23 protein-coding genes are annotated in these 25,458 nt (G+C 69.7%); 10 read left to right on the top strand and 13 right to left on the bottom strand.

Annotated elements, in window-relative coordinates:
- Positions 1–107 precede the first annotated feature (107 nt).
- Positions 108–1,859, bottom strand: coding sequence for a glycerol-3-phosphate dehydrogenase/oxidase (locus ACWD3H_RS27500; protein WP_355566525.1), 1,752 nt, complete (start codon positions 1,857–1,859; stop codon positions 108–110).
- A gap of 182 nt (positions 1,860–2,041) precedes the next feature.
- Between ACWD3H_RS27500 and ACWD3H_RS27495 the strand changes: the two genes are divergently transcribed.
- From ACWD3H_RS27495 to ACWD3H_RS27475, 5 genes are all read left to right on the top strand, one after another.
- Positions 2,042–2,632 (top strand): RNA polymerase sigma factor, encoded by a 591-nt coding sequence (locus tag ACWD3H_RS27495; protein ID WP_451957027.1) that lies wholly within the window; start codon positions 2,042–2,044, stop codon positions 2,630–2,632.
- A gap of 289 nt (positions 2,633–2,921) precedes the next feature.
- Positions 2,922–3,584: a hypothetical protein gene (locus ACWD3H_RS27490; RefSeq protein WP_451957026.1), complete on the top strand. Its 663-nt coding sequence runs from the start codon at positions 2,922–2,924 to the stop codon at positions 3,582–3,584.
- The gene (locus tag ACWD3H_RS27485) at positions 3,581–4,282 is read left to right on the top strand and encodes a hypothetical protein (protein ID WP_451957025.1); all 702 of its coding nucleotides are present in this window, start codon (positions 3,581–3,583) and stop codon (positions 4,280–4,282) included. The genes ACWD3H_RS27490 and ACWD3H_RS27485 overlap by 4 nt, the downstream gene beginning before the upstream one ends.
- On the top strand, positions 4,279–5,112 hold the full coding sequence (locus tag ACWD3H_RS27480) for a hypothetical protein (protein ID WP_451957024.1): 834 nt from the start codon (positions 4,279–4,281) through the stop codon (positions 5,110–5,112). The genes ACWD3H_RS27485 and ACWD3H_RS27480 overlap by 4 nt, the downstream gene beginning before the upstream one ends.
- 1 nt (position 5,113) lies before the next feature.
- Complete coding sequence (locus tag ACWD3H_RS27475) at positions 5,114–5,980, top strand: ABC transporter ATP-binding protein (RefSeq protein ID WP_451957023.1); 867 nt, start codon at positions 5,114–5,116, stop codon at positions 5,978–5,980.
- A gap of 157 nt (positions 5,981–6,137) precedes the next feature.
- On the opposite strand, the gene ACWD3H_RS27470 is transcribed toward ACWD3H_RS27475, so the two are convergent.
- The 3 genes from ACWD3H_RS27470 to ACWD3H_RS27460 form a co-directional block, all read right to left on the bottom strand.
- Positions 6,138–7,346, bottom strand: coding sequence for an SWIM zinc finger family protein (locus ACWD3H_RS27470; protein ID WP_451957022.1), 1,209 nt, complete (start codon positions 7,344–7,346; stop codon positions 6,138–6,140).
- A gap of 139 nt (positions 7,347–7,485) precedes the next feature.
- Positions 7,486–7,731 carry a hypothetical protein gene (locus ACWD3H_RS27465; RefSeq protein WP_451957021.1) on the bottom strand — a complete coding sequence of 82 codons (246 nt, stop codon included), beginning with the start codon at positions 7,729–7,731 and terminating at the stop codon, positions 7,486–7,488.
- Positions 7,728–8,672, bottom strand: coding sequence for a DMT family transporter (locus ACWD3H_RS27460; protein ID WP_451957020.1), 945 nt, complete (start codon positions 8,670–8,672; stop codon positions 7,728–7,730). The genes ACWD3H_RS27465 and ACWD3H_RS27460 overlap by 4 nt, the downstream gene beginning before the upstream one ends.
- 212 nt (positions 8,673–8,884) lie before the next feature.
- On the opposite strand from ACWD3H_RS27460, the gene ACWD3H_RS27455 reads away from it, so the two are divergent.
- Positions 8,885–9,961: an RNA-guided endonuclease InsQ/TnpB family protein gene (locus tag ACWD3H_RS27455; RefSeq protein WP_451957019.1), complete on the top strand. Its 1,077-nt coding sequence runs from the start codon at positions 8,885–8,887 to the stop codon at positions 9,959–9,961.
- Here ACWD3H_RS27455 and ACWD3H_RS27450 read toward each other — a convergent pair.
- Together ACWD3H_RS27450 and ACWD3H_RS27445 are read right to left on the bottom strand one after the other, a co-directional pair.
- Positions 9,937–10,230, bottom strand: a complete 294-nt coding sequence (locus ACWD3H_RS27450) for a hypothetical protein (protein WP_451957018.1) — start codon at positions 10,228–10,230, stop codon at positions 9,937–9,939. The two genes, ACWD3H_RS27455 and ACWD3H_RS27450, sit on opposite strands and share 25 nt — an antisense overlap.
- Positions 10,231–10,264: 34 nt before the next feature.
- Complete coding sequence (locus ACWD3H_RS27445; protein ID WP_451957017.1) at positions 10,265–11,782, bottom strand: DUF2079 domain-containing protein; 1,518 nt, start codon at positions 11,780–11,782, stop codon at positions 10,265–10,267.
- Positions 11,783–12,229: 447 nt separating this feature from the next.
- Between ACWD3H_RS27445 and ACWD3H_RS27440 the strand changes: the two genes are divergently transcribed.
- Positions 12,230–13,846 (top strand): hypothetical protein, encoded by a 1,617-nt coding sequence (locus tag ACWD3H_RS27440; protein ID WP_451957016.1) that lies wholly within the window; start codon positions 12,230–12,232, stop codon positions 13,844–13,846.
- 243 nt (positions 13,847–14,089) lie between these two features.
- On the opposite strand, the gene abc-f is transcribed toward ACWD3H_RS27440, so the two are convergent.
- The gene (gene abc-f, locus ACWD3H_RS27435) at positions 14,090–15,724 is read right to left on the bottom strand and encodes a ribosomal protection-like ABC-F family protein (RefSeq protein ID WP_451957015.1); all 1,635 of its coding nucleotides are present in this window, start codon (positions 15,722–15,724) and stop codon (positions 14,090–14,092) included.
- Positions 15,725–16,026: 302 nt separating this feature from the next.
- Between abc-f and nagA the strand changes: the two genes are divergently transcribed.
- Positions 16,027–17,163 (top strand): N-acetylglucosamine-6-phosphate deacetylase, encoded by a 1,137-nt coding sequence (gene nagA / locus ACWD3H_RS27430; RefSeq protein ID WP_451957014.1) that lies wholly within the window; start codon positions 16,027–16,029, stop codon positions 17,161–17,163.
- A 180-nt stretch (positions 17,164–17,343) separates the two neighbouring features.
- Here the strand turns inward: nagA and ACWD3H_RS27425 are convergent, their stop codons facing one another.
- Both ACWD3H_RS27425 and guaB read right to left on the bottom strand, forming a co-directional pair.
- Positions 17,344–18,462, bottom strand: coding sequence for a GuaB3 family IMP dehydrogenase-related protein (locus ACWD3H_RS27425; RefSeq protein ID WP_355551611.1), 1,119 nt, complete (start codon positions 18,460–18,462; stop codon positions 17,344–17,346).
- Positions 18,463–18,534: 72 nt separating this feature from the next.
- On the bottom strand, positions 18,535–20,016 hold the full coding sequence (gene guaB, locus ACWD3H_RS27420) for an IMP dehydrogenase (protein ID WP_451957013.1): 1,482 nt from the start codon (positions 20,014–20,016) through the stop codon (positions 18,535–18,537).
- Positions 20,017–20,309: 293 nt separating this feature from the next.
- Between guaB and ACWD3H_RS27415 the strand changes: the two genes are divergently transcribed.
- Positions 20,310–20,687, top strand: coding sequence for a DUF5319 family protein (locus ACWD3H_RS27415; protein ID WP_030912798.1), 378 nt, complete (start codon positions 20,310–20,312; stop codon positions 20,685–20,687).
- Between the two features lie 55 nt (positions 20,688–20,742).
- Here the strand turns inward: ACWD3H_RS27415 and ACWD3H_RS27410 are convergent, their stop codons facing one another.
- From ACWD3H_RS27410 to groES, 4 genes are all read right to left on the bottom strand, one after another.
- A complete protein-coding gene (locus ACWD3H_RS27410; protein WP_451957012.1) occupies positions 20,743–20,886 on the bottom strand; it encodes a hypothetical protein in 144 nt (47 codons plus the stop codon).
- 142 nt (positions 20,887–21,028) lie between these two features.
- A complete protein-coding gene (locus ACWD3H_RS27405; RefSeq protein WP_030912801.1) occupies positions 21,029–21,667 on the bottom strand; it encodes a sigma-70 family RNA polymerase sigma factor in 639 nt (212 codons plus the stop codon).
- Positions 21,668–21,940: 273 nt separating this feature from the next.
- Entirely contained in the window at positions 21,941–23,563 is a 1,623-nt protein-coding gene (gene groL / locus ACWD3H_RS27400; RefSeq protein WP_451957011.1) for a chaperonin GroEL, read from the bottom strand.
- 90 nt (positions 23,564–23,653) lie between these two features.
- A complete protein-coding gene (gene groES / locus ACWD3H_RS27395) occupies positions 23,654–23,965 on the bottom strand; it encodes a co-chaperone GroES (RefSeq protein WP_030912806.1) in 312 nt (103 codons plus the stop codon).
- Between the two features lie 242 nt (positions 23,966–24,207).
- Between groES and ACWD3H_RS27390 the strand changes: the two genes are divergently transcribed.
- Positions 24,208–25,374, top strand: coding sequence for a class I SAM-dependent methyltransferase (locus ACWD3H_RS27390; RefSeq protein WP_350911443.1), 1,167 nt, complete (start codon positions 24,208–24,210; stop codon positions 25,372–25,374).
- Positions 25,375–25,458 lie beyond the last annotated feature (84 nt).

The following is a 25,458-nucleotide window of genomic DNA, read 5'->3' as shown; positions in this document are numbered from 1 at the left end:
CCTCGCCGCGTTGTCGTCGGTCACCGCAGCACGCTGCGGCTCCCTCCTCCGCCTTGCGAGACACCACCTGACCGATCCTCGCCACGGCAAGATCCGCAGGACAGGGCCTAGATCGGGTGGACCGGCTGGACGTCCGGTCCGGCCACCGGGACGATCTCCGGGGCGCCGAGGCGGATGGCGTCGGCCTCCTGGTCGGTGTCCTGCTCCTGGGAGAGGCGCTCCGACTCGACCCGCTTGGTGTAGTAGCCCACCTCGCGCTTGATCTGCTCGTCGTCCCAGCCCAGCGGCCCGGCGAGCAGCTGGGCGGCCTCCTCGACCACGGCCACGCCACGGTGGAAGGTCTCGATCGAGATGTGCGTGCGCCGGGTCAGCACGTCGTTCACGTGCCTGGCCCCCTCATGGGTGGCCGCGTAGACCACCTCCGCCCGGAGGTAGTCGTCCGCTCCGGTCAGCGGCTTGGCCAGCGACGGGTCCCGCTCGATCAGCTCCAGCACCTCGTCGATCATCGAGCCGTACCGCTGGAGCAGGTGCTCGATCCTGGCCACGTGCAGCCCGGAGGAGTGGGCCAGCCGCTGCCGGGAGTTCCACAGCGCCTGGTAGCCCTCGGCCCCGGCCAGCGGGACGCGGTCGGTGCAGGAGGGCGGGACCCGCTGGTCCAGGCCGTGCGCCACCGCGTCCACCGCGTCCTTCGCCATAACGCGATATGTCGTGTATTTCCCTCCGGCCACCATCACCAGTCCCGGGACCGGGTGGGCCACCACGTGCTCGCGGGAGAGCTTGGAGGTCTCCTCGGACTCCCCCGACAGCAGCGGGCGCAGCCCCGCGTAGACACCTTCGACGTCCTCGTGGGTGAGCGGGACCGAGAGCACCTCGTTCACATGGTCGAGGATGTAGTCGATGTCCGATCGCGACGCCGCCGGGTGCGCCCGGTCCAGCTCCCACGCGGTGTCGGTGGTGCCGATGATCCAGTGACGACCCCAGGGGATGACGAACAGCACCGACTTCTCGGTGCGCAGGATGATCCCGGTGAGCGAGTGGATCCGGTCGCGCGGCACCACCAGGTGGATGCCCTTGGAGGCGCGCACGTGGATCTGCCCGCGCCCGCCGACCAGTTCCTGGATGTCGTCGGTCCACACGCCGGTGGCGTTGACCACCTGGCGGGCCCGCACGTCCAGCTCACGACCGCTCTCCAGATCACGCACCCGGACGCCGGTGACCCGCTCCCCCTCGCGGAGGAAGCCCACCACCTGCGCCCGCGAGGCGACGTTGGCCCCGTACGTGGACGCGGTCCGCAGCATGGTCATGACGTAGCGGGCGTCGTCGACCTGGGCGTCCCAGTACTGCACCGCGCCGGAGAACGCCGACTTCCGCAACGCGGGCGCGAGCCGCAACGCCCTGGTACGCGACAGGTGCCGATGGCCGGGCACACCCCGGGTGAGGCCGGCGGAGAAGCCCATCGTGTCGTACAGCACCAGGCCCGCGCCGACATAGGGCCGCTCCCAGCCCGTGTGCTTGAGCGGGAACAGGAAGGGCACCGGCCGCACCAGGTGCGGGGCGATCCGCTGCAACAGCAGGGCCCGCTCCTGGAGCGCCTCCCTGACCAGCTCGAAGTTGAGCTGTTCCAGGTAGCGCAAACCCCCGTGGATCAGCTTGGAGGATCTGGACGAGGTCCCCGAGGCGAAGTCGCGCGCCTCCAGCAGCCCGACCGACAACCCACGGGTCGCCGCGTCCAGCGCGACCCCCGCTCCGACGACTCCGCCTCCGATCACCACCACGTCGAGTTCCTCGGCGCTCAGCTGCGCCAGTGCGGCGGACCGCTCGGCAGGACCGAGCCGTGCGGTGCCCATTCGCGCCGTCATTTGCAACCCCCTGGGGTGCGACTTGTCGCCTTACGCGGTATATCTACCCATCTACCCTAGGCACCATTACTGACCAGTAGGAAGCGGCGGACGAGATTCACGCTATATCCCCATTTACATTGGGAAAACGATCCTCAAAGCTCGATTGAACCCCGGGCCGAGGTCGACGCTACCCACCTGGCGTGGACGGGGGAACCGAGAGGATGGCACTGCGCTGGTTCGGCGCCGCGCGCCGGCGTGCCGGCACGAGGGAGGACGACACCCGCGTGCTGGCCAGGGTGGCCGACGGCGACGCGGGCGCGCTGACCGAGCTGTACGAGCGGTACGCCAGGCCGCTGTTCGCCTTCATCTACCGGCTCGCCGGGGATCGGGGCACGGCCGAGGAGATCCTCCAGGACACGCTGCTGGCCGTGTGGCGCTCGGCGGGCACCTACCAGGGCCGCTCCAGCGTCAGCACCTGGCTGTTCGGGGTGGCGCGCAGGCAGGCACACAACCGACTGCGCGGCGTCCCGCCTCCCCTGGCGGCCGAACCGTCCGACGGGGCCGATCCGCTGCCGGGCCCCGAGGAGCTGGCCGTGAGCGACGACCGGGTGCGGGCGGCGCTGGCCCGGCTGCCGCTGGCCCAACGCGAGGTGGTAGTACTCGCCTTCCTCGACGACCTGAGCCACCGGGAGATCGCCGAAGTGCTGGAAATCCCGGTCGGCACGGTGAAAAGCCGCCTGCACCACGCCCGAGCGACCCTGAGGGGGTGCCTCGATGAACAACCGTCCTGAGCCAACAGAACCCCACAAGCGGCCCGAACCACCAAAGATCCACGACCAACCCGAGACTCCGGGAGTCCATGGCCGACCCGAGCCACCAGAACCCCACGACCGGCGCCGGCTCGCGGAAACCCACGACTGGCCCGAACTGCGGGAGATCCGCGACGGTATCCCGCCTCCGCCCGGCCCCGAGATCGTGCGCGCCGCCCTGATGAGGGCCGCCCTCGACGGCCTGGAGACTCCGGCCGCGCCGGAGCCCTCACGGCGGCCACCGCCATCGCGGAGGACCTCGTCACCACACGTGGCAGCGGCCGTACGGGGGCTGCACAGGGCGTGGGCCCTGCTGGCGATGGAGGCCCGGCTGCTGAATCCGGCGATCTGGCTGGCCTCCGCACTGATCATGGTGGTCAGCGTGATCTTCATCCTGGCCGAGAGCACTGGAACTGGAAATCGCGCGGAGTTCACGCTCGCCCTCGCCGCCCCGCTGATCGCCATGGCCGGTGTCGCCGGATCGTGCGGCCCCGAGCATGACGACGCCTTCGAACTGGTCGCCGTCACACCGACGTCACCACGCGTCATCATGATGGCCCGGATGACTCTGGTGTTCGGCTACGACCTGCTCCTGGCGCTGCTCGCCTCGGCGGTGCTGGCACCGCTGAACGCCGCCCCCGTCGGGCTGGCGTCACTGATCATGGCGTGGCTGGGGCCCATGGCGGCGCTCGCGGGGCTCAGCCTGCTGTTGTCGGTGTGCTGGAACCCCGGCGGCGCGATGGGTGGCGGGCTGGCGGTGTGGGCCTTCTACGCGCTGACCGCCACCGACGTACCCGTACCGGACGGCTTCCGGAACTTCTGGACAACCAGCCCTGCCACGGTCGGCCTGGCCCTGGCCCTGATGATCGCCGCCGTGATCGCCGCCGGTATGGGGGAACCGATCCGGCGCGCCCACGCTACTCACCGGTCATGAGATCACTCGACCTCTGGTCGCATGAGATAAAAAGGGCCGGTCCCGCGGCCCTGCTGGCCCCACCGGTCCTCGTCCTGCTCATCGTGCTCCTCGCCGTCTTCGGCACACGGCTCGGCTCCCGGGAGGAGAACACAACGCGGTTCCTGATGACGATCCTGGAAACGGGGATCCCGCTCCTGCCCGGCATCGCCGCCGCCTCGCTGATCGGCCGGGACCACGCGGTGGAGCTACAGCTCACCCTGCCCAGGGGATACCGCTCGACCCTGCTGCGCCGCCTGGCCGTGATGGCCGGGTGGACGGCCCTCTGCGCCCTGATCGCCTCGGCGCTGCTGATCGTCACCGGCTGGTGGGACCTGCTGCCCGCCGCCTCCCACGGCCTGGCCGGGCAGCTCTCCTGGCTGTCCCCCATGCTCTGGCTGACGGCCCTGGGCCTGCTCGTCGCGGCCACGCTCCGCAGCGCCGCTGCCGCCACCGCGATCATCTCGTTCGTCTGGTTGTTCGAACAGATGCTCGCACACCTCTTCCAGGAGAACCAGATGCTCCGGCTGCTCCACCTGTTCGCCACCACGCACGGGACGGTGCCCGGCGACTGGCTGCCCAACCGGCTGACCCTGCTGGCGACCGCTTCGCTGCTCACCGCCGCGGCCTGGCCGCTGCTCGGCGACGCCGAGCGGATCCTCGGGGGTGAGACCGCATGATCGCGACCTTCCGCTACGAGTTCCGCATGCAGATCCGCCGCCCCGTCCTGTGGATCGTCTACGGGCTGACCTTCGCAGCGCTCGTCGCCATCCAACCGAAGACATACGCGACGTTGAACCTGGGCGGTGGTGAGGGAACCGTCCCGCAAACGGCCATGGTCGCGTCGGCCACCCTGCTCATGTCCCTGCTGCCCATCGTCTACGGGTGCCTGCTCGCCGACCGGCTCGTCCGTGACCGGCGACTCGGCGTGGCCGGGATCCTGGACACGACCCCGACCGGTCGCACCACCCGGTTGATCGGCAAGTATCTCGGCACGTGCGCGGCCACCGTCATACCGCTCGCGCTCGCCTACTTCGGCCGGGCCGTGGCCTACGCGATCACCGAGGGCGAGCCCTCCGCACTGGGCTGGGCGGTGGCGGTCTTCGTAGCGGCCATCGTCCCCGGGCTGCTCTTCGTGGGGGCACTCGCCCTGGCCGGTCCGCTGTTGATGCCACCGATGCTGTTCCAGGTGCTGTTCGTCGTCTACTGGTTCTGGGGAAACCTCATCCCCCCCAGCATGATGCCGACCGTGTCCCACAGCATCCTCTCGCCCAACAGCCAGTACGTGGCCTACGGCCTCCTCGGCTACCACAGTCCGGAATTGCCCCCGAACGTCATTCGGTCGCCCGAGGGCGAGGTATACGGCCCCTGGCCCGGCGGCGCCGCGCTGGACTTCCTGCGGCCCGTGGCCACCGAGTCCGTCGCCTTCCTGTGGATCGGCGTGATGATCGTGCTCGCGCTCTCCGTCCTCTCCCTCGCCCGCCTCCACGCCACCCGGACGGAGTCCTGACATGCGCATCGAGATCTCCCGCCTGACCAAGACCTACCGGGGCGGCGTGCACGCCCTCGACGGGCTCGACCTCGACGTGCCGACCGGCATGTACGGTCTGCTCGGCTCCAACGGGGCGGGCAAGACCACGCTCATGCGCATCCTGGCCGGGCTGCTCAAACCCACCTCGGGGACGGTCCGCATCGGCGGCCACGACATCGCCACCGCCGACGGACGCCTCGCCGTCCAGCGGACGCTCGGCTATCTCCCCCAGGATCTCGGCGTCTATCCCGACCTGACCGCGCGGCAGTTCCTGGACTACATCGCCCTGCTCAAGGGGATCGACTCCCGCCCCGCCCGGCGACGCCGGATCGGCGAACTACTGGAGGTGGTCTCCCTCACCCAGGACGCCGACCGCAGGCTCAAGGGCTACTCCGGCGGCATGCTGCGCCGGGCCGGCATCGCCCAGGCGCTGCTCGCCGACCCCCGACTGCTCATCGTGGACGAGCCGACCACCGGCCTGGACCCCGAGGAGCGGATCCGGTTCCGCACCCTGCTCTCCCAGCTCGCCAGCGACCGCACGGTCCTGCTCAGCACGCACATCGTCGAGGACGTGGCCCAGACCTGCCGTCTTCTCGCGGTGCTCACCAAGGGACGTCTGGCCTTCACCGGGGACGTCGGCGAACTGGTCTCCCAGGCCAACCACCAGGTGTGGACCCTGACCACCCCCGGCCCCGCCCCCTCGCACGGCAGGGTCGTGGCCGCCGTCCCCGAGGGCACCGGAATGCGCTACCGGCTCATCGCCGCCACCGCCCCCGACCCCTATGCCCGCCCGGCCGAGCCGACCCTGGAGGACGGCTACCTGGCCCTGATGGAAACCGGCCGCTGACGCCCTGTTCCCCCAGTAGGCGGACAAGAACGGCCGGACCGCGGTCAGCGGAGCTGGTCGCGCAGGCGCGCGCGCTCACGGGCGAAGCGGCTGCCGCGGTCGGCCAGTGCCTCGGCCCTGTGCTCGGTGACCAGGTCACGCACCTCCTGCCAGGCGGTCACGGGGCCACCTCAACGGCGGTGCGGGCGACGATCCTGGCGGCCAGCACATGTTTGCACGGCCCGCGCGAGCCGCGGTGGTCCCACCACCACGGGCAGGTGCACGACCCCTCGGCCAGACCGACCTCGCGCACTCCGCCCTCGGTCCGCACCCGCGCCGAGTCACCGGCGATCTGTACGGCACCGGCCTCGACCAGCGCCCTCGCGGCGGTCAGCCGGGGGTTGAGGTGCTGCACGTGCTCCCTGTCATAGGGCAGCTCGCGGTGGAAGTGCGCGGCCTCGGCCAGGTCGTAGCCGACCCGGCCGGCCGTACCGAGCTGGGTGAGCGCGGCGCGGACCCGCGTGGTGGACAGACCGGCACGATCGGCCAGCAGGCCGATCTCCACCTCGGGCTCGAAGTTGAGCAGCATGCCCACCAGATCGGCGTCGGCCTCGGCCTCGTCGGTCGCGAGATCGGCCAGCACCGCGCCCTCTCCGGAGAAGCCGCGCCAGCGCTGCGGCGACAGGGCGAGCGTGTAGCGCATCCCCGGCAGTTCGAGCTCCCATGCGCTCGACGCGGCGTCGCCGGTCTCGGCCGGACCGTACACCCTGAGGCTCTTGGCGAAGCGGAGCAGGGGCAGCAGCGTCGCCAGGCGTCCCACGCCGGACAGGCACACCGCTCCCGCGCCGGGCCGGTCACCGACCCGCAGGTCACGGCCCGCGGGAACGACCCAGAGATCGGCCGTCGCCCGCTTGGGCAGGGAGCGCAGGAACCGCACCGCGCTCATACCCGCCAGCTCGGCCCTCAGGTCCATACCCGCCGCGATCACCTGCACCTCGGCGAAGCCCCGCAGCCACCGCTCGGGCAGCGGCACCTTCTTCTCCACCACCGCGCCGTCGAGCGTCGTCACCGTCAGCTCGTCGGCACCGACGCCGAGGTGGAGCGGGTCGCGCGCGCCCACCCTGGCCAGCGCCTCGCGGAGCGGCCCGTTGACGTCGACGTTGGTCGTCCCCCTGTCGAACACCTCGCCGTCCAGCGCACCGTCGAGCACGTCGAGCCGGGCGTAGACCCCGCCGCAGGCGGAGAACGACTCGAACCGGAGCCGGTCACCGCCGCACGTCACGACCGGGTCGCGGGTCCACCCCGGACGCGGCTGGTGGTAGCGGGTGAGGGCCACGTCGGCTATGCCCAGCAGGGCCGCGGCCGCGGGCGCCGCCTGCGTCACCATCCCGCTGAAAAACCTGGGCGCGAGAGCGGGGCCGCTGAGGGCTCTGCCACCGGACGTCGACAACCCCAGACGCCCGTCTACCAAGCTGGAAGGCGCGGCGTAACTGTACGCCTGCGTCGCACTTGTCATGGGCGGGACACTAGACGCCGTCTCCGACAAAAATGCCGCTGCCGGCGCAGATCCCATCATGATCCCAAAGCGTCACCGGATCACCGACCCCGGCAAGACCCCTGATCAGGCTGTTCACCATCAGGAGCACTACTGGACGGCACCCTGCCGGGCGGAACGCCTTGTGCTGGGGTGCCGATCGTGCCGCGCGACGCCGCAGCACCGAGGCCAGAACATCGCTGGTCGCCGCGAGCAACACCGGGACCGCGGAGATCACTGCCGCTCCCCGTCCGGGCGCCGAGGAGCATTCCGCGTCGGCTTGGCCAGAAACGAGGACCGGCCGAGGATGACGATGCCGGTCACCAACGCGATCAAGCCGGCCACCACCGCCGCGAGCGCCCCCGGAGTGACCCGCAGACGCTCGGAGAAGATCGCCACGCCCAGCACGATCCCGGTGATCGGCTCGGCGGCCGTGGTGGCCGGCAACGAGATCCGGAGCGGGGCGGCGTCGAACGCGCTCTGGTTGAGCAGCAGCCCCACCACGGCGACACAGGGCAGAAGGTACAGCTGCCAGGTACCGGCCGGGTTCAGCCCGTTGCCCATCGTGAGCAGGGAGCTGCGCGTCAGCACGTCCTGCAGCCCGTACAGCACCCCGGCGGCCGCCGCCAGCAACATCGCCTTGACATGCAGGGAACGCCGCAGACCGACCAGGACCAGCCCACCCGCCACCACCATCACCGAAAGCACCGCCAGCCACCGCATGGAACCCGGTTCAGGCAGAGTCCCGCCATGGGGCCGGCCGCCGTACAGGAACAGCGCCACTCCTCCGCCCACCAGCACCGCGCCCAGCTGTAGCATGCGGCCGAACGGCTCCTGGTAGATGACATGGGCCGCGGTCAGCGCGAACAGCAGGTTCATCGCCAGTAGCGGCACCACCTTCGCCACGTCCGCCTCCCGCAGCGCGAGGGCGCCGAGGATCTGGCCGCAGAGCATCAGCCCGACCCCGGCCAGCCACAACGGCGTGCGGATGAGGTCCAGCAGCAGGCGCAGGCGCAGCATGTCCTCCAGGGGCTGGCGGTACGCCGCATGCTGCTGTGCGACGAAGCCAAGGCCGAGAAGGCACGCCGCACCCAGCGAGATCGCGATGACCACAAGCGGTGACCTGTTTCGATGTCCGGTCCGACAGAAGGGGCACCAAGCGGTGAAGGCGTTCCCCACACCCTGACCACCAGTGCCCACTACGTGAGTGCTCCGGCCCGGCAGGCTGGCGCTGAGCGGGCCCTCGAACAAGCCTTTCCCCGAACTCCGGCACCGTATCCGACCTGCCGGACTTTCACCGGAATTACAGCGTGGAGGCCCCGTCGTTCACGGCGGGGAGGAAACGCGGAAAAACGGTGCCGCCCGGTAGCGGTGAGTGACAGGATCGGTGCGTGCTGGTGACGGAGATGCTGAAACTCGCGCCTTCGCCCGAGGCGGGGCGGGCGCTGCCGGCAACGATGCGCGCCTGCAACGCCGCCGCGACCAGGGCCGCCGAGGTCGCGTTCGCCCACCGCACCGCGAACAAGATCGCCCTGCAGAAGCTCATCTACGCCGAGCTGCGCCAGGAGTTCGGCCTGTCAGCGCAGATGGCTGTTCGCTCCATCGCCAAGGCCTGCGAGGCCTACAAACGCGACAAGACCATCAAACCGGCCTTCCGCCCGTTGGGGGCGGTCGCCTATGACCAGTGCATTCTGACCTGGAAAGGCCCTGACGCGATCAGTCTTCTCACCCTGAGTGGCCGGGTCGTCGTGCCCGTTCTCTACCGGGGGCGGTGGTTGGGCAGCGACGGAGCCGCGTTGCGGGGGCAGGCGGATCTCGTCTATCGCGATGGCGTATTCTTCCTCGCCGTGGTCGTCGAGGTCCCCGCACCGGCGCTGGAGGAGGAGCCGGAGGGGTGGCTGGGGGTGGATCTGGGGATCGTCAACCTCGCCACCGACTCCACCGGTAGGTCCTACAGCGGCAAGGGGGTGCGGGCGGTGCGGCGGCGCAACGCCCGCCTACGGGCCCGGCTCCAGGCCAAGGGCACCAAGTCCGCCAAGCGGTTGCTGAAGAGGCGCCGCCGCAAGGAGTCGCGGTTCGCCCGGAACGTCAACCATGTCATCGCCAAGAAGCTGGTCGGCAAGGCCAAAGACACCCGCTCCGGGATCGCCCTGGAAGACCTCGAAGGCATCCGGGAGCGGGTCACGGTTCGCAAGGCTCAGCGTGCCGACCTGCACTCCTGGGGTTTCCATCAGCTACGGACGTTCGTGACGTACAAGGCCGCCCTGGCCGGGGTGGTCGTGCGGCTGGTGGATCCGCGCAACACCTCCCGCACCTGCCCCGGGTGCGGCCACATCGACAAACGGAACCGTCCCACCCGAGATGAGTTCCGGTGTGTTTCGTGCGGGCTCGCTGGCCCGGCGGATTACTTCGCGGCGATCAACATCGGTCGCCGGGCAGTGCGTCACGCTGCCGACGACGCGGCCTGAACCATACCTGCCAGGTACGGCGAGGAGCTGCAAGCTCGGTCCCTTTCAGGGCCGAGAAGCTGACTCAGGCTTGGGCTCCGCTCACCGGAACCGGCTACAGCCCCGACCTCAACACCTTCAGGCCGGTAGGCGATGATCCACTGAGCCGCGTTCGCAACCAACGGCACCAGCATGATCAGGAAGGCGTACTGCAAGCCCTGCGCGCCGTCTGGGTCGGGAACGTCGGCAAGGAAGCCGAAGGTCACAGGAGCGGCGGCTTCCGCGCCCACGCGAAGGAATGTGCGGACGCTCTCCGCCAGAAGATCAGGCGCGATGCAGGACCACGTAGCCTTCGCGGTCGTAGACGACCCGGTAGCCCTGGCTCCTCAGTTCGTCGATGTGCTGGCGTTGGCGGTCGAGTGAGGCCCAGGGGTAGGCGGCGCGGGCGGTGTCGGCGACGATCCAGGGGGCGGTAGGGGGTCTGTCCTCCCACAGCAGGACGGTGGTGCGGGCGGACAGGCGGGGGCCCACGTGGTTGACGGCCTCGACGACCACGCCGGAGGGTACGGCCGCGACCGCCTGCTCGGCCGCGACCACGTCGGGCTGTTTCTCGTAGAAGGAGGGCCTGATGAGCTGGTCGAAGGGGAATCGTGGGACGAGGGTGAGCGCGACGGCACAGACCGCGGCCGCCCAGAGCAGCGACGCGCCGCGCTCGCTCAGGCCGGGTTCGCGACGTCGTGCCCAGCGGATCACCCGGGCGGCTCCGTCGACCCCCGCGCAGAACAGGACGGCCACCGTGATGGCGCTGTGATGGAAGTCGGTCACCCACCACTGCGCGCGGTCGGAGAGCATGCGCTCCAGCAACTGGGGGAGGGCGAACAGCGTCAGCGGGGAGAACAGGCAGGCCAGCAGGGTCGGCCACAGCAGGAAGGCCAGCGTGTCGAGTTTGACCTGCGGGCTGAAGACGCTGCCGAGGACGCCCAGCGGGTCGCTGAGGACGTGCACGACCACCGCGGACATGTTGCCACCGAGGTGGCCGTACGCCCAGTACATGGTGGAGTCGCCGCCCACGGACGGGATGAGGATGGCGAGGACGAGACCGGTGTACGCCAGACCTACACCCATGTACATGACCCCGTACACGACCCCGTGCAAGGTCCCGTGCCGGCGTCGCATCTGGAGCAGTACGTACCCGCCGAACCCGACGAGCATCAGCCCCATGTCCTCCTTGACCAGTAGCAGTGCCGCCGCCGCCAGCGCGGTGTGGCCGTGTCTGCCGGCGCTGAAGCGTTCGATCATGAGGGCGGTGAGCAGCGGGGCGAACGCGGCCTCGTGGAAGTCGAAGTTCACCGCCCTCGCGATCGGCCAGGACAGCGCGTAGGCGATGGCGACCAGGTAGGCGGGGCCGATGCCGAGCGTCCGCCGGGTGAACAGCCACAGCGGCGGTATGGCCAGCGCGAACAGCACCGCCTGGGCCACGATCAGCGTCTCGGGGCCGTCGTGCAACCAGTACAGCGGGGCCAGCACCGCCAGGATCGGCGAGAAGTGCTCGCCCAGCTGCACGAAGTCCATGCCCAGACCGAGGTTGACGCCGCGTACCGGGCTGGTCGGGGCACCGAAGGAGGCGAAACCCCGCACCGCCTGGTCGAACAGCGTCAGGTCCATGCTGGTCGCCCGGAACAGGTCGTACCTGACCAGCCCCAGCAGGCAGTAGACCCCGGTGGCCGAGAGGACCATGGCGGTCAGGGCGATCACGTGCCGCCTCCGTGCCGCCAGCCGGAGCACCGTGGGGATCGCCGACCGGAGGCTCGCCCTCTCGGCCGTGTCTGGCTGCAAGCCCACCTGTCTCGTCTCCAGCGCGCCGGGTATCAAAGTGATCAAAAGCTAGCATCACGGACATCAGCTGGACACTGCCACATCTTGCTTTCGCAAAATGCCCCATCTGCCCCCATCGCTCTCCCGGCTCACCGGCGATGGACGCCAGGGGGTAGCCCCGGGGCCTGAGGCCCCGGGTACGGCGGCACACTCCCGCCCCGTGCTGGAACCCGGCCCGGTACCGCCCACACAAAGGTTCCCGGTCAACTCGCGGGGACGGAGATCACCTATATGGCGGAGCGTCGATCAGTCCCACGGGGGACGACGCGGGATGAAGGCGTTGCCTAATCTCCCGGTTAGTCCCAACCGCGCCCCCTGGGCTCGACAGCGGGCACTCGCCCGTCCCAGCAAGATAGGGGCCCGCAAGACCGATCTGAACCCTCGGGTCGTCTGCCGCCCCGCGGAGGAGAACCCGTGCGCTTAAGAAGATCACTCCTGGCCGTGCTGGCCTCGGCAGTGGCCCTGACCTGGCTTCCCGCCCAGCCCGCGCTCGCCACCCCCATCCAGGGACAGACCCCCTGGTCGGTACTGCTGTGCAAGTTCGCCGACCATTCCGAGGAGCCCAAGGATCCGCAGTACTTCAAGGACCTGTTCACCACCGAGGGCCTGGGCAAGGGCGGGCTCGCCGACTTCATCGCCGAGCAGTCACGCGGCCGGGCCTCGATGGCCGGCTCGGTCGTCAAGGGCTGGTTCCCGATGTCGGTCACCGCCGAACAGTGGAAGGCACAGAGCCCGGAGGCGAGGGTCAAGAGCTGCACGAACACGGCGAACCCCGTACCGGCCAACCACCGCCTGGCCGTGATGGTCAACGCCCCCGTCGGACTCGACGCCAAGGTCCCGCTGGCCGAGACCACCCTGCCGGTCGTGCTGGACCCGCCGCTGTGGGACCTCGCCACGGTCACCGCACACGTACTGAACCGGTCAGGTCTGTCCTATCCCAGATCGACGCTCTGGCGTAGCCCGTCGTCACCCGTCTGGACCGCTCCGGGCCAGTACGACGACCCATGGGACACGCTGAGCAACCCGAACATCCACGCCGCCCCCTCGCAGCGGTTCGGCCGCGGCACGGTCGGCCTCAGCGGCCCGCATCTGGACGAACTCGGCTGGCTGCCCGGCGACCGGGTGGTCACCCTGGGCAAGGACGGGGTGGCGACCCGGACCATCAAGCTCGCCCCCCTGGAGCGGCCCGACCTGCCGGGAGCACTACTGGTCCGCGTTCCCACCCGCAGCTACACTCCCGACAACCTGTCGGACTACTACACGGTGGAGTTCCGCAAGAAGACCGGCCAGAGCGCCGGCGTCCCCAACGACGTCGTGCTCATCCACAATTACTACCGGGGCCGACCGTACCTGACCAGGTCGATAACCTCCCACGCACCGATGCAGGCGCTCGACGTCTACGGGATCACCGTGACCATCGACTCGGTCACCCAGGACTACGCGACCGTCACCGTCAGCAGCGCCGTCACCACCACATGCCTGGCAGGCTACGTCCACCGCGAGGCCGTGGCCGACGACAAGGTGTGCGTGACGCCCGCCGTCCACGAGCAGACGCTGGTCGACAACGAGGACGCGCCCAGGTGGGTGGACTACGAAACGGGAGGCTGCCTGCACGTCCGGCGCGAGCGGCTGATCACGCCCGACGACCACGTCTGCATCACCCCCGAGACCGAGCAGCAGATCATCGCCGACAACCAGGCCGCCCCCTCCCGGACCAACCCCGCCCGCAACGTATGGGGACCGAACACCTGCACCGACAACTACGTCTGGCGCCAGGCCGACGCGAGCGACTACGTCTGCGTGACCATGGAAACCCGCCTGCAGACCCTTGAGGACAACGCCGCCGCGGCGAGCAGGTGGACCGACGGCCCCTTCGGCCCGCGCACCTGCGTGCAGGGCTACGTCTGGCGCGAGGCCTTCCTCGGCGACCAGGTCTGCGTCACCGGCGACCGCCGCACGCAGGCCCGCCAGGACAACAACCTGGCCCACACCCGCGTCCACTGGCCGACCGGAGGAGCCGGCGAAAACTGACCGGGCACCCGGCACGGAGCACGAAGACGACCTTCCCGAGGAGCTCGCCCGCGCACACGACCGCGAGCTCCTCGGGCGCCCCGAGTCACCGGCGCCCTCGCGACCTACCCTGCCCCGAAGGACTCCGTTGCCCAATTCGTTTTCGATCTCCGCGACCTGCGTGCCCGGCACCGGCTAACGACACCAGACGTCGACCGGCGGCAATAAGAAGGCATGCGCCGCCCGTCAAGCATTCAGGTCACCTCACAGGTCAGGGGCGCTCGTTTCGAGGAGGCGGCCCTCGGACAGCCGTAGCCAGCGGGTCACACCGATCTCGGCGAGGAACCGCTCGTCGTGGCTGACCACCACGAAGGCGCCCTCGTACGAGCGCAGGGCGCCTTCCAGCTGGGCGACGCTGACCAGGTCGAGGTTGTTGGTCGGCTCGTCCAGCAGCAGCAGCCGGGGCGCCGGTTCGGCGCACAGGACGCAGGCCAGGGTGGCGCGCAGCCGCTCGCCACCGGACAGCACCCCGACCGGGAGATGAACGCGGGAGCCCCGGAACAGGAAGCGGGCGAGCAGGTTCATCCGCTCCGCCTCCGGCAGTCCCGGCGCGAACGCGGCCAGGTTCTCCGCCACGGTGCGGTCCAGGTCCAGCAGGTCCAGCCGCTGGGACAGGTAGGCGACCCGGCCGTCGGCCCGCTTGGTCCCGCCGCCCTCCGACTCCAGCTCGCCGTTGATCACCCGCAGCAGGGTGGACTTGCCGGCGCCGTTGGGGCCGGTCAACGCGATCCGCTCGGGTCCCCGGATCGTCAGGTCGGCCCCCTGCCCGGCGAAGAGGGCCCGCTCACCGTGACGGACCTGCATCCGCTCGCCGAGGAAGACCATACGGCCGGCCGGGACGTTGGTCCCGGGCAGCTCCAGCGAGATCCTCTGCTCGTCGCGCAGGGCGCGGCCCGCCTCGTCGAGCCGGGCCCTGGCCCCGCTGACCCGCGCGGCGTGCGTCTCGTCCGCCTTCCCCGCCGACTCCTGGGCGTTCCGCTTCATCCTGCCGGAGACGATCTTCGGCAGACCGGCGTCCTTGAGAGTGCGGGCGGCGTTGCCGGCCCGGCGCGCGGCCCGCTCGCGGGCCTGCTGCATCTCCCGCTTCTCCCGTTTGACCTCCTGCTCGGCATTGCGGACGTTCTTCTCGGCGACCTCCCGTGCGGCGCGCACGGCCTCCTCGTAGAAGGTGAAGTTCCCGCCGTAGGAGCGGATCTCACCCCGGTCGAGCTCGGCGATGCGGTCCATCCGGTCGAGCAGTGCCCGGTCGTGGCTGACCAGCAGCAGGCAGCCGTTCCAGTCGGCGAGCACGTCGTAGAGCCTTCTGCGCGCGTCGAGGTCGAGGTTGTTGGTCGGCTCGTCGAGCAGCAGCACGTCGGGCCGCTTCAGCAGCTGTGCCGCCAGGCCGAGGGAGACGACCTGGCCACCGCTGAGGGTGTGCAGGCGCCGGGTGAGGGAGACGTCCCCGAGGCCGAGCCGGTCCAGCTGGGCGCGGGTGCGCTCCTCGATGTCCCAGTCGTCGCCGACGGTGGTGAAGTGCTCCTCGCTCGCGTCCCCGGACTCGATGGCGTCCAGCGCGCTGATCACCGGGGCGACCCCCAGGACCTCGGCCACGGTCAGGTCGCCGACCAGGGGAAGCGTCTGGGGCAGGTAGCCCGGCATCCCCCGTACCGTGACCGAGCCGGTGGTCGGGCGAAGTTCACCGGCGATCAGCCTGAGCAGCGTGCTCTTGCCGGCGCCGTTGGGCGCCACCAGGCCGGTGTGTCCGGCGGGGACGGTGAACGAGAGGTCCTCGAACACCGGGGTGTCGTCGGGCCAGGAAAAGGACAGGTTGGAAACCACGATCAGGGCGTCGGACATCGAATCGCTTCCGCGTTCGGCCGGCACGGTGAGGACCGCCCGGCGAAATGGTCAGGACACGAAGACATCACCGATCGGCGGCCCCGCGATGGGCGCGTCACCGATGGCGATGTGATCCGGTATCACCCGGAGATGTCTTCTTCGCCTGCCATGTCATGCTCCGTTCCGCCGTTACTGACCGACTACCTTATCAGCGGAGAGCCTTTCTCTCATCGTCAATAAATCAGGGGCCCGGCGAACCGACGGCACCCCACGGTCGCGTCGGGGGCGGCTTCTTCCGGGAACCCGAGAGGATGGGGACCATGAGCATCACACTCGCTGACGCACGCATCGTGACCCCCGAAGGTGTCCACGGGGGCTGGCTCACCATTGAAGACGGCCGCATCACGCATGTGGGCCAGGGCTCCGCGCCGGGGCCAGGACTCGGGCTGGGCGGCCGGTATGTCGTGCCGGGTTTCGTGGACATCCACAACCACGGCGGGGCGGGCGGTTCCTTTCCCACCGGCGACCCGGAGCAGGCGAGCCGGGCCATCGAGCTGCACGCCCGGCACGGCACCACCACCCTGATGGCCAGCCTGGTCACCGCCTCCCTTGACGACCTGGCCAGGGCCGCCGCCGCCCTCGCCGACCTGTGCGAGGACGGCCTGCTGGCCGGGATCCACCTTGAGGGCCCCTACATCTCCACGGCCCGGTGCGGCGCGCACAACCCGGCGCTGCTCCGCGACCCCTCGCCCCAGGAGCTCGCCGGACTGATCAAGGCCGGGCGCGGCCACGTGCGGATGGTCACCATCGCCGCCGAACTGCCCGGCGCGCTGGACACCGTACGGGAGGCGACGGCGAGCGGCGTGATCGCCGCCCTCGGCCACAGCGACGCCACCTACACCCAGACGATCGCCGGGATAGCGGCGGGCGGCAGCGTCGCGACCCATCTCTACAACGCGATGCCGCCGCTGCACCACCGCGACCCGGGGCCGATCGCCGCACTGCTCCAGGACGAGCGCGTCACGGTCGAGCTGATCAACGACGGCGTGCACCTGCACCCGGCCATGACCCGCCTGGCCTTCGAGGTCGCCGGTCCCGGCAGGACCGCGCTGATCACCGACGCGATGGCGGCGGCCGGGATGGGCGACGGCGTCTACGGGCTCGGCCCGATGAAGGTGGACGTGGTGGACGGGGTGGCCCGGCTGGCCGAGGGCGGCGCCATCGCCGGCAGCACCCTGACCATGGACGTCGCGTTCCGGCGGGCCGTGCGCGAGGTGGGCCTGTCGCTGGCCGAGGCGTCCGAGATCGCCTCCCTGACCCCCGCCAGGGTGCTCGGCCTCGCCGACCGCCTGGGGTCCGTCTCGGTCGGCAAGCAGGCCGACCTGGTGGTGCTCACCGAGGAGCTGGAGGTCTCCGGCGTGATGCGCAGGGGCACCTGGATCGTCGAGCCCCGCTGAATCCCCCACCGCCCGGGTCCATCCGGCCGGCGGGCCGGACCCGCCGCGTGGGCCGGATCTGCCCGGCAGGCCGGGTGCGGTCCCCCGGCTTCGGCCGCGGGAAGGAGATCGTCTCGGCGACCGGTGACACCTGAGAAACGGCGAACGCCCGGCCACCGGGCCGGGCGTTCGCGCGAGATCTCAGCCGGCCTGCGGGGCGACGACCACCTCGACCCGCTGGAACTCCTTGAGGTCGGAGTATCCGGCGGTGGCCATCGTGCGCCTGAGCGCGCCCATCAGGTTCATCGAACCGTCGGCCACCGAGGAGGGGCCGTGCAGGATCTGCTCCAGCGTGCCGATCGTGCCGAACTCGACCCGCTTGCCCCTGGGCAGCTCGGGGTGCTGCGCCTCCGACCCCCAGTGGAAGCCCTGGCCGGGGGCCTCGACGGCCCTCGCCAGCGGCGAGCCGACCATGACCGCGTCCGCGCCCACCGCGATCGCCTTGGCGATGTCGCCGGAGGTGCCCATGCCGCCGTCGGCGATGACGTGGACGTAACGGCCGCCGGACTCGTCCATGTAGTCGCGGCGGGCGGCGGCCACGTCGGAGATCGCGGTGGCCATCGGCACCGCCACGCCCAGCACCGTGCGGGTGGTGTGCGAGGCGCCGCCGCCGAAGCCGACGAGCACCCCGGCCGCGCCGGTCCGCATCAGGTGCAGCGCCGCGGTGTAGGTGGCGCACCCCCCGACGACCACGGGGACGTCGAGCTCGTAGATGAACTGCTTGAGGTTGAGCGGCTCGGCCCTGCCGGAGACGTGCTCGGCGGAGACCGTGGTGCCGCGGATCACGAAGATGTCCACGCCCGCGTCGATGACCGCCTTGTGGTACTGGACCGTGCGCTGCGGGGAGAGCCGGACCGCCGTGGCCACCCCGGCCGCGCGGATCTCCTCGATGCGGCGGCCGATCAGCTCTTCCTTGATCGGCGCGTTGTAGATCTCCTGCAGCCGCCTGGTGGCGGGCTCTCCCTTGAGCTCGGCCACCTCCTGCAGCAGCGGCATCGGGTCCTCGTACCGGGTCCACAGCCCTTCGAGGTCGAGCACGGCGAGACCGCCGAGCCTGCCGACCTCGATGGCGGTCTTCGGCGAGACCACGCTGTCCATCGGGCTCACCACGACGGGCAGCTCGAAGCGGTAGGCGTCGATCTGCCAGGCGATCGAGACCTCCTCCGGGTCGCGGGTACGACGGGACGGAACGATGCCGATATCGTCGAGCGCGTAGGCACGACGGCCGTTCTTGCCGCGGCCGATCTCCACCTGAGTCATATGTCTGTCTTTTCCGTTCCGTGGCGTGCATGGCGCACGCCACGTTTTCACGCGTGCGCGGTACGCGCCGCTCTAGCGACCGTGGTAGTTGGGGGCCTCGACCGTCATCTGGATGTCGTGCGGGTGGCTCTCCTTGAGGCCCGCCGACGTGATCGGCATCAGCTCGCACCGTACGTGCATCTCGGGGATCGTGCGGCATCCGGAGTACCACATGCCCTGGCGCAGGCCGCCGACGAGCTGGTGGGCCACCGCGGCGACCGGGCCGCGATAGGGGACCTGCCCCTCGATGCCCTCGGGGATGAACTTGTCCTCGGTGCCGACATCGGCCTGGGCGTAGCGGTCCTTGCTGAACGAGGCGCCGCCGCGCTCACGGTTGCGGACCGCGCCGAGCGAGCCCATCCCCCGGTACGACTTGAACTGCTTGCCGTTGATGAAGATCAATTCGCCCGGAGACTCCTCGCAGCCCGCCAGGAGCGATCCGAGCATGACCGAGTCGGCCCCGGCCGCGATGGCCTTGACGATGTCACCCGAATACTGCAGGCCGCCGTCGCCGATCACCGGAACCCCGGCCGGGCCCGCGGCGAGGGACGCCTCGTGGATGGCCGTCACCTGCGGGGCACCGACGCCGGCGACCACCCGGGTGGTGCAGATGGAGCCGGGCCCGACACCGACCTTGACCGCGTCGACCCCCGCGTCGACCAGCATCTGGGCGCCCGCGCGGGTGGCGATGTTGCCGCCGATCACGTCGACCCTGCTGTTGGCCTTGATCTTGGCGATCATGTCGGCGAGGCCCTTGGAGTGGCCGTGCGCGACGTCCACCACGATCACGTCGACCCCGGCCTCGATCAGCGCGCTCGCCCGCTTCTCCGCGTCACCGCCGACGCCGACGGCCGCCCCCACGACGAGCCGGCCGTTGGCGTCCTTGGTCGAGAGCGGGTACTTCTCGCTCTTGGTGAAGTCCTTGACGGTGATGAGCCCGCGCAGCCGCCCCCCGGCGTCGACCAGCGGGAGCTTCTCGATCTTGTTCTTCCTGAGCAGGTCGAACGCGTCGTCGGTGGAGACCCCGACCGGCGCGGTGACCAGCGGCATCGGGGTCATGACCTCGCGCACCGGACGGCTGTGGTCGCTCTCGAAGCGCATGTCACGGTTGGTGACGATGCCGACGAGCACGCCGCTCGCGTCGGTCACCGGCACGCCGGAGATCCGGTAGGTGGCGCAGAGTCGCTCGACGTCGGCGAGCGTCTCGTCGGGAGAGCAGGTGACCGGGTTGGTGACCATCCCGGCCTCGGAGCGCTTGACGAGGTCGGCCTGCTGGGCCTGGTCCTCGATCGACAGGTTGCGGTGCAGGACGCCGATGCCGCCCTGGCGCGCCATCGCCACCGCCATGCGGGCCTCGGTCACCGTGTCCATCGCCGCGGAGATCAGCGGGATCCGCAGGGTGATGCCCCGCGACAGCCGCGTGGTGGTCTCGGCCTCCCCGGGTTGCAGGTCCGAATACGCGGGCACCAGCAGCACGTCGTCGAACGTGAGCCCCCGATCGGTGAACTTGGCCATCTGCAACCCTCCTGCCACGGCGCTCTCATGAAGGGGAAAGGCGCCGACCCCCGGGTCACAGTTTAGAGTCTGGCGCCAAACCTGGTGGACCCGGGGGAAAAGCCGGAGGCCCGGATCTCCCACCGGAGTCGCATACTGGTAAGCAGCCGGGTTTCCGGTACGGGCCGGAGATCTTCAGGTTCCCGCTTCCAGGACCTCCCGGCCACCGCGGTCGCCTGCCGGTACCGCCCCGGACCGTCATACTCGTGCCGGTTCGGGGTCTGTTTATCACATCCAGGCCATAAGGTGGGATCGTGCTCGACGATGTCCCTCGCGACCCGTTCGCGGATGACCCCGACGACCCGGCGGCGGCGCTGGGCGATCCCGACGATCCCGAGCCGTTGACCACGGACGAGCGCGACGAGGCCATGACCGACCTCGCCGACGTGGAGGTTTTCCGCTCACTGCTGGAGCCCCAGGGCGTGCTCGGTCTGGTGCTCGACTGTCCCGAATGCGGGGAGCAGCACTACTTCGACTGGGAGTTGCTGCGCGGCAACCTGCGCCAGATGATCGAAAACGGCCAGCCCCAGGTGCACGAGCCCGCCTACCAGCCCAACCCCACCGACTATGTGAGCTGGGAGTACGCCCGAGGCTACGTGGACGGTGTGATCGACACCGAGGAACACCACTGATCCACGTCGCCGGTTACCCCGGTCCGCCCACCGTGAGCCGTGAACACGCCCGGGATCAGCCGGACTGCGTGATCGACGCCGGGGAACACCGCTGATCCACGTCGTCGATCAAGGCGGCCAGCAGGGCGACCGCGGCGTCCGACGTGGAGACGGGCGTCCTGCGCGAGAGCGCCTCCACCAGGGCGTCGGTCTCGGTCACGGCCGGATCCTCGTCCGGCCCGTATCTTCGAGCCGGACGTCGCGGGTGAACCGTTGTCATGATCGTTCTCGCTCCGGGTCGTCGCGAGCCCCGTCCCGCGGTTCGGGCTTTCGCTCGCGGCCCCTGCTCGACAGCTCGGCGGTCAAGCTATCGACTCCAGCTCCGCCATCGCTCGTAGCCGGGCCAGCGCCCTGTGCTGGGCGACCCGGACCGCACCTGGTGACATGCCGAGTACATTACCGGTCTCCTCGGCGGAAAGGCCCGACACCACTCGGAGCATGAGAAGCTCGCGCTGGTTGTCCGGCAGCCTCGACAGCAGCCGTCGTGCGTGTTCGGCCTCGATGTAGCGCACCACGGTCTCCTCGGGCCCCGGCCCCTCGTCGGGCCCGTCAGGAAGGTCCTGGGTGGGCACGGCGGACCGTACGGAGCTGCGCAGCGCGTCGGCCACCTTGTGCGACGCGATGCCGAAGACGAAGGACGCGAACGGGCGCCCCATGTCACGGTAACGGGGCAGCGCGGACAGCACCGCGATACATACTTCCTGGGCCACGTCGTCCGCGATGTGATACTGACCGGAAACCCGGCCCAGACGACCACGGCAATAACGGACGACCATCGGCCGCAGTTGCGCGATCAGAGATTCGATCGCGGTGCGATCCCCCTGAACGGCGAGGCTCGTCAGATCCTTGAGATCGTCCCTATGGACGCCCCCTTCGGACCTCGTCGCAAGCCTCACCCCATTTTTGGCGTCGGCGACGCATCCCTCGGTCACGTTAGGCATGATGCCCGCCCTGATAGTGCCTGTCGTCATGGCAAACGGCTACGGATTGGTCACATTGAGGCGGCGATAACGGTGCGTAATCACACAGTGACCACGACGACTACGCTATGTGCAAATATTTCATTCGATTGCCAAATACATCGACTATTCGGAGGAACCGCGTTTGCCCTTACGAGTGACGCGCCATGACGCGGTGCGGGCACATTTGGTTTACCGCAAAACGCGAACGGCTCGCGCCTCCGGGGAGACGCGAGCCGTTCGGAACCGGTGAGATCAGTGACCGTGGCCGTGGCCGTGGCCCTGACCGGCGGCGGCCGGAGCCTCCTCCTCGGGCTTGTCCACCACGAGCGCCTCGGTCGTCAGCAGCATGCCGGCGATGGAGGCCGCGTTCTGGACGGCCGAGCGGGTGACCTTGACCGGGTCGATGACACCCTGGGCGATCAGGTCGCCGTACTCGCCGGTGGCGGCGTTGAGGCCGTGGCCGACGGGCAGGTCGGCGACCTTGAAGGTCACCACGTAGCCTTCGAGGCCGGCGTTCTCCGCGATCCAGCGGGCCGGCTCGACGAGCGCCTTGCGGACGATGGCGACACCGGTCGCCTCGTCGCCGGTCAGGCCCAGGTCGTCGAGGACCTTGGAGACGTGCACGAGCGCGGAGCCACCGCCGGAGACGATGCCCTCCTCGATCGCCGCGCGGGTCGCCGAGATGGCGTCCTCCAGGCGGTGCTTCTTCTCCTTCAGCTCCACCTCGGTGGCCGCGCCGACCTTCAGCACGCAGACGCCGCCGGAGAGCTTGGCGAGACGCTCCTGGAGCTTCTCACGGTCCCAGTCGGAGTCGGACTGCTCGATGGCGAGCTTGATCTCCTTGACCCGGTCGGCGATCGCCGAGGCCTCGCCGGCACCGTCGACGACGGTGGTGGAGTCCTTGGTGATGACGACGCGCCGGGCGGTGCCCAGCACCTCCAGGCCGACGTGCTCCAGCTTGAGGCCGATCTCCTCGCTGACCACCTGGCCACCGGTGAGGATGGCGATGTCCTGCAGCATGGCCTTGCGGCGGTCACCGAAGCCCGGCGCCTTGACGGCGACGGAGGTGAAGGTGCCACGGATCTTGTTCGTGACGAGAACCGCGAGGGCCTCGCCCTCGACGTCCTCGGCGATGACCAGCAGGGCCTTCTTCGTCTGCGCGATCTTCTCGAGCAGCGGCAGGAAGTCGGCGACAGAGGAGATCTTGTTCTGGGTGATCAGGATGTAGGGGTCCTCCAGGACCGCCTCCATGCGCTCCTGGTCGGTCACCATGTAGGGCGACAGGTAGCCCTTGTCGAACTGGAGACCCTCGGTGAACTCGAGCTCCAGGCCCATGCTGTTGGACTCTTCGACGGTGATGACACCGTCCTTGCCCACCTTGTCGAACGCCTCGGCGATCAGCTCGCCGATCTTGGCGTCCTGCGCGGAGATCGTCGCCACATTCGCGATCTCCTTCTTGTCCTCGACCGGGCGGGCCGACTCGATCAGCCTGTCGCTGACGGTCTTGGCCGCGATGTCGATGCCGCGCTTGAGGGAGAGCGGCTGGGCACCGGCGGCCACGTTGCGCAGGCCTTCGCGGACCATGGCCTGGGCCAGGACGGTCGCGGTGGTGGTGCCGTCACCGGCGACGTCGTTGGTCTTGGTCGCCACTTCCTTGGCCAGCTGCGCGCCAAGGTTCTCGTACGGCGCCTCAAGCTCGACCTCGCGGGCGATGGTGACACCGTCGTTGGTGATGGTCGGCGCACCGAACTTCTTGTCGATGACGACATTGCGGCCACGCGGGCCCAGCGTCACCTTGACCGCGTCCGCGAGAGCGTTCACGCCGCGCTCGAGAGCTCGGCGCGCGTCCTCCTCGAACGACAGGATCTTCGGCATGACAGTCCTCTCTATAAGTACGTCGGCGCATCAAAGCCCCGGGCGCTCTCGCGACCCGGGGCTCGATACGTCATCTTTGTGAAGCGAGAACTACTTCTCGATGATGGCGAGCACGTCACGGGCGGAGAGCACGAGGTACTCCTCGCCGTTGTACTTCACCTCGGTGCCGCCGTACTTGCTGTAGAGGACCACGTCGCCCTCCTTGACGTCGAGCGGAATCCGCTTCTCGCCCTCGTCGTCCCAGTTGCCCGGACCCACCGCGAGGACCTTGCCCTCCTGCGGCTTCTCCTTGGCGGTGTCCGGGATGACCAGACCGGAAGCGGTGGTCTGCTCGGCCTCAAGCGGCTGGACCACAATGCGGTCGCCAAGCGGCTTAACGGGAACCTTGGTGGCGGTCGTCACGTCGGACCTCCCCTTCAGATTTGAATGATCTAGAAGAGGCGACCAGCGGTCTGCCGTCGCGGGTGTCAGACCTGCCTCGTCGCATGTATTTGGCACTCTCACCGGGAGAGTGCCAATACGGAACAGTATGCAAGGAGGGCTTGACAGTCAACACGGAGCGCCCGTCTGCGCTTCGGGCGAACGTCAAACCAGGTGGAAGCCCCTCGCGAAGCCCCACGGTGAAGGCGGTAGCGTCGGGTGGTGTGAATCTCGACGCATTCCGCGAACTCCTGACCCCGCGCGGCCAGGAGGCGCTGGGCGCGGCGGCCGAGGCCATCGGCGACGACCCGGTGGCGGCGGTGACAAGGTTAAGAAAGATCTACGATGCGGACCTGACCTCGGCGGCGCTCACCCAGGCCGAACTCAGGCTGCGCGCGAGGGAGAAGTTCGGCGCCGACGCCGATCTCATGTACTTCACCCGGCCCGGCCTGGAGCAGGCCACCCGCCGCGAGGTGGCCGACCACCGGGCGCGACGCGTCCCCGCGGGTTCCCGGGTCGCCGACGTCTGCTGCGGTATCGGCGGAGACCTCCTCGCCCTGGCCAGGGCCGGATGCGTCGTCGAGGCGGTCGACGCCGATCCGCTCACCGCCGCGATCGCGGCGGCCAACGCCGCCGCCCTGGGCTTCGGCGACCGGGTCTCGGTCCGCGCCGCCGACGCCTCCACCCTGGACCCGGCCGCCTTCGACGTCCTGTTCGCCGACCCCGCGCGCCGTACCGCGCGGGGCAGGACCTTCGACCCGATGGCCTACTCGCCCGCCTGGCCCGCCGTACTGGAGATGGTGGCCAGGGCCGGGGCCGCCTGTCTGAAGGTCGCCCCCGGGATCCCGTACGAGTTCGTCCCCGCCGGGGCGGAGGCCGAATGGGTCTCCTACCGGGGCGACGTCAAGGAGGCCGTGATCTGGTGCGGCACGCTGGCGGGCGAGACGGCACGCAGGGCCACGATCCTGCCGTCGGGCGTCACGATGACGCCCGACCCCACCCTCGGCGATCCCGGCACCGGCCCGGCGGGCCGCTACATCTACGAGCCTGACGGCGCGGCGATCCGCGCCCACCTGGTCGCCGAGATCGCCGCGTCGGTCGGCGGGCGCCTGCTCGACCCGCAGATCGCCTACATCACCGGCGACGTCGCGGCGCCGACGCCGTGGGCGTCGCGGTACGAGGTCCACGAGACGCTGCCGTTCTCGCTCAAGCGGCTGCGGGCGGCGCTCCGCGAGCGCGGGGCCGGCAATGTGACGATCAAGAAACGTGGCTCCGCGGTGGATGTCGACCGTCTCAGGAAAGACCTCCGGCTGCCCGGAGGTGAATCCGCGACGGTCATTCTCACCCGAATAGGTGACAGGCCATTTGCTTTCATATGCAGCCCCAGCTGACCAGCCAAAATGGTCGATTATTCCAGCAAGCCGACAATTCCTGTCTTTTAACCTCGCCCCTGGAAAACCTTGATCCAGAGGCTA

Source organism: Streptosporangium sp. NPDC002607, assembly GCF_053592655.1.
The sequence above is the reverse complement of the archived record's forward strand: the minus strand, read 5'-3'. Positions and strand labels throughout refer to the sequence as shown.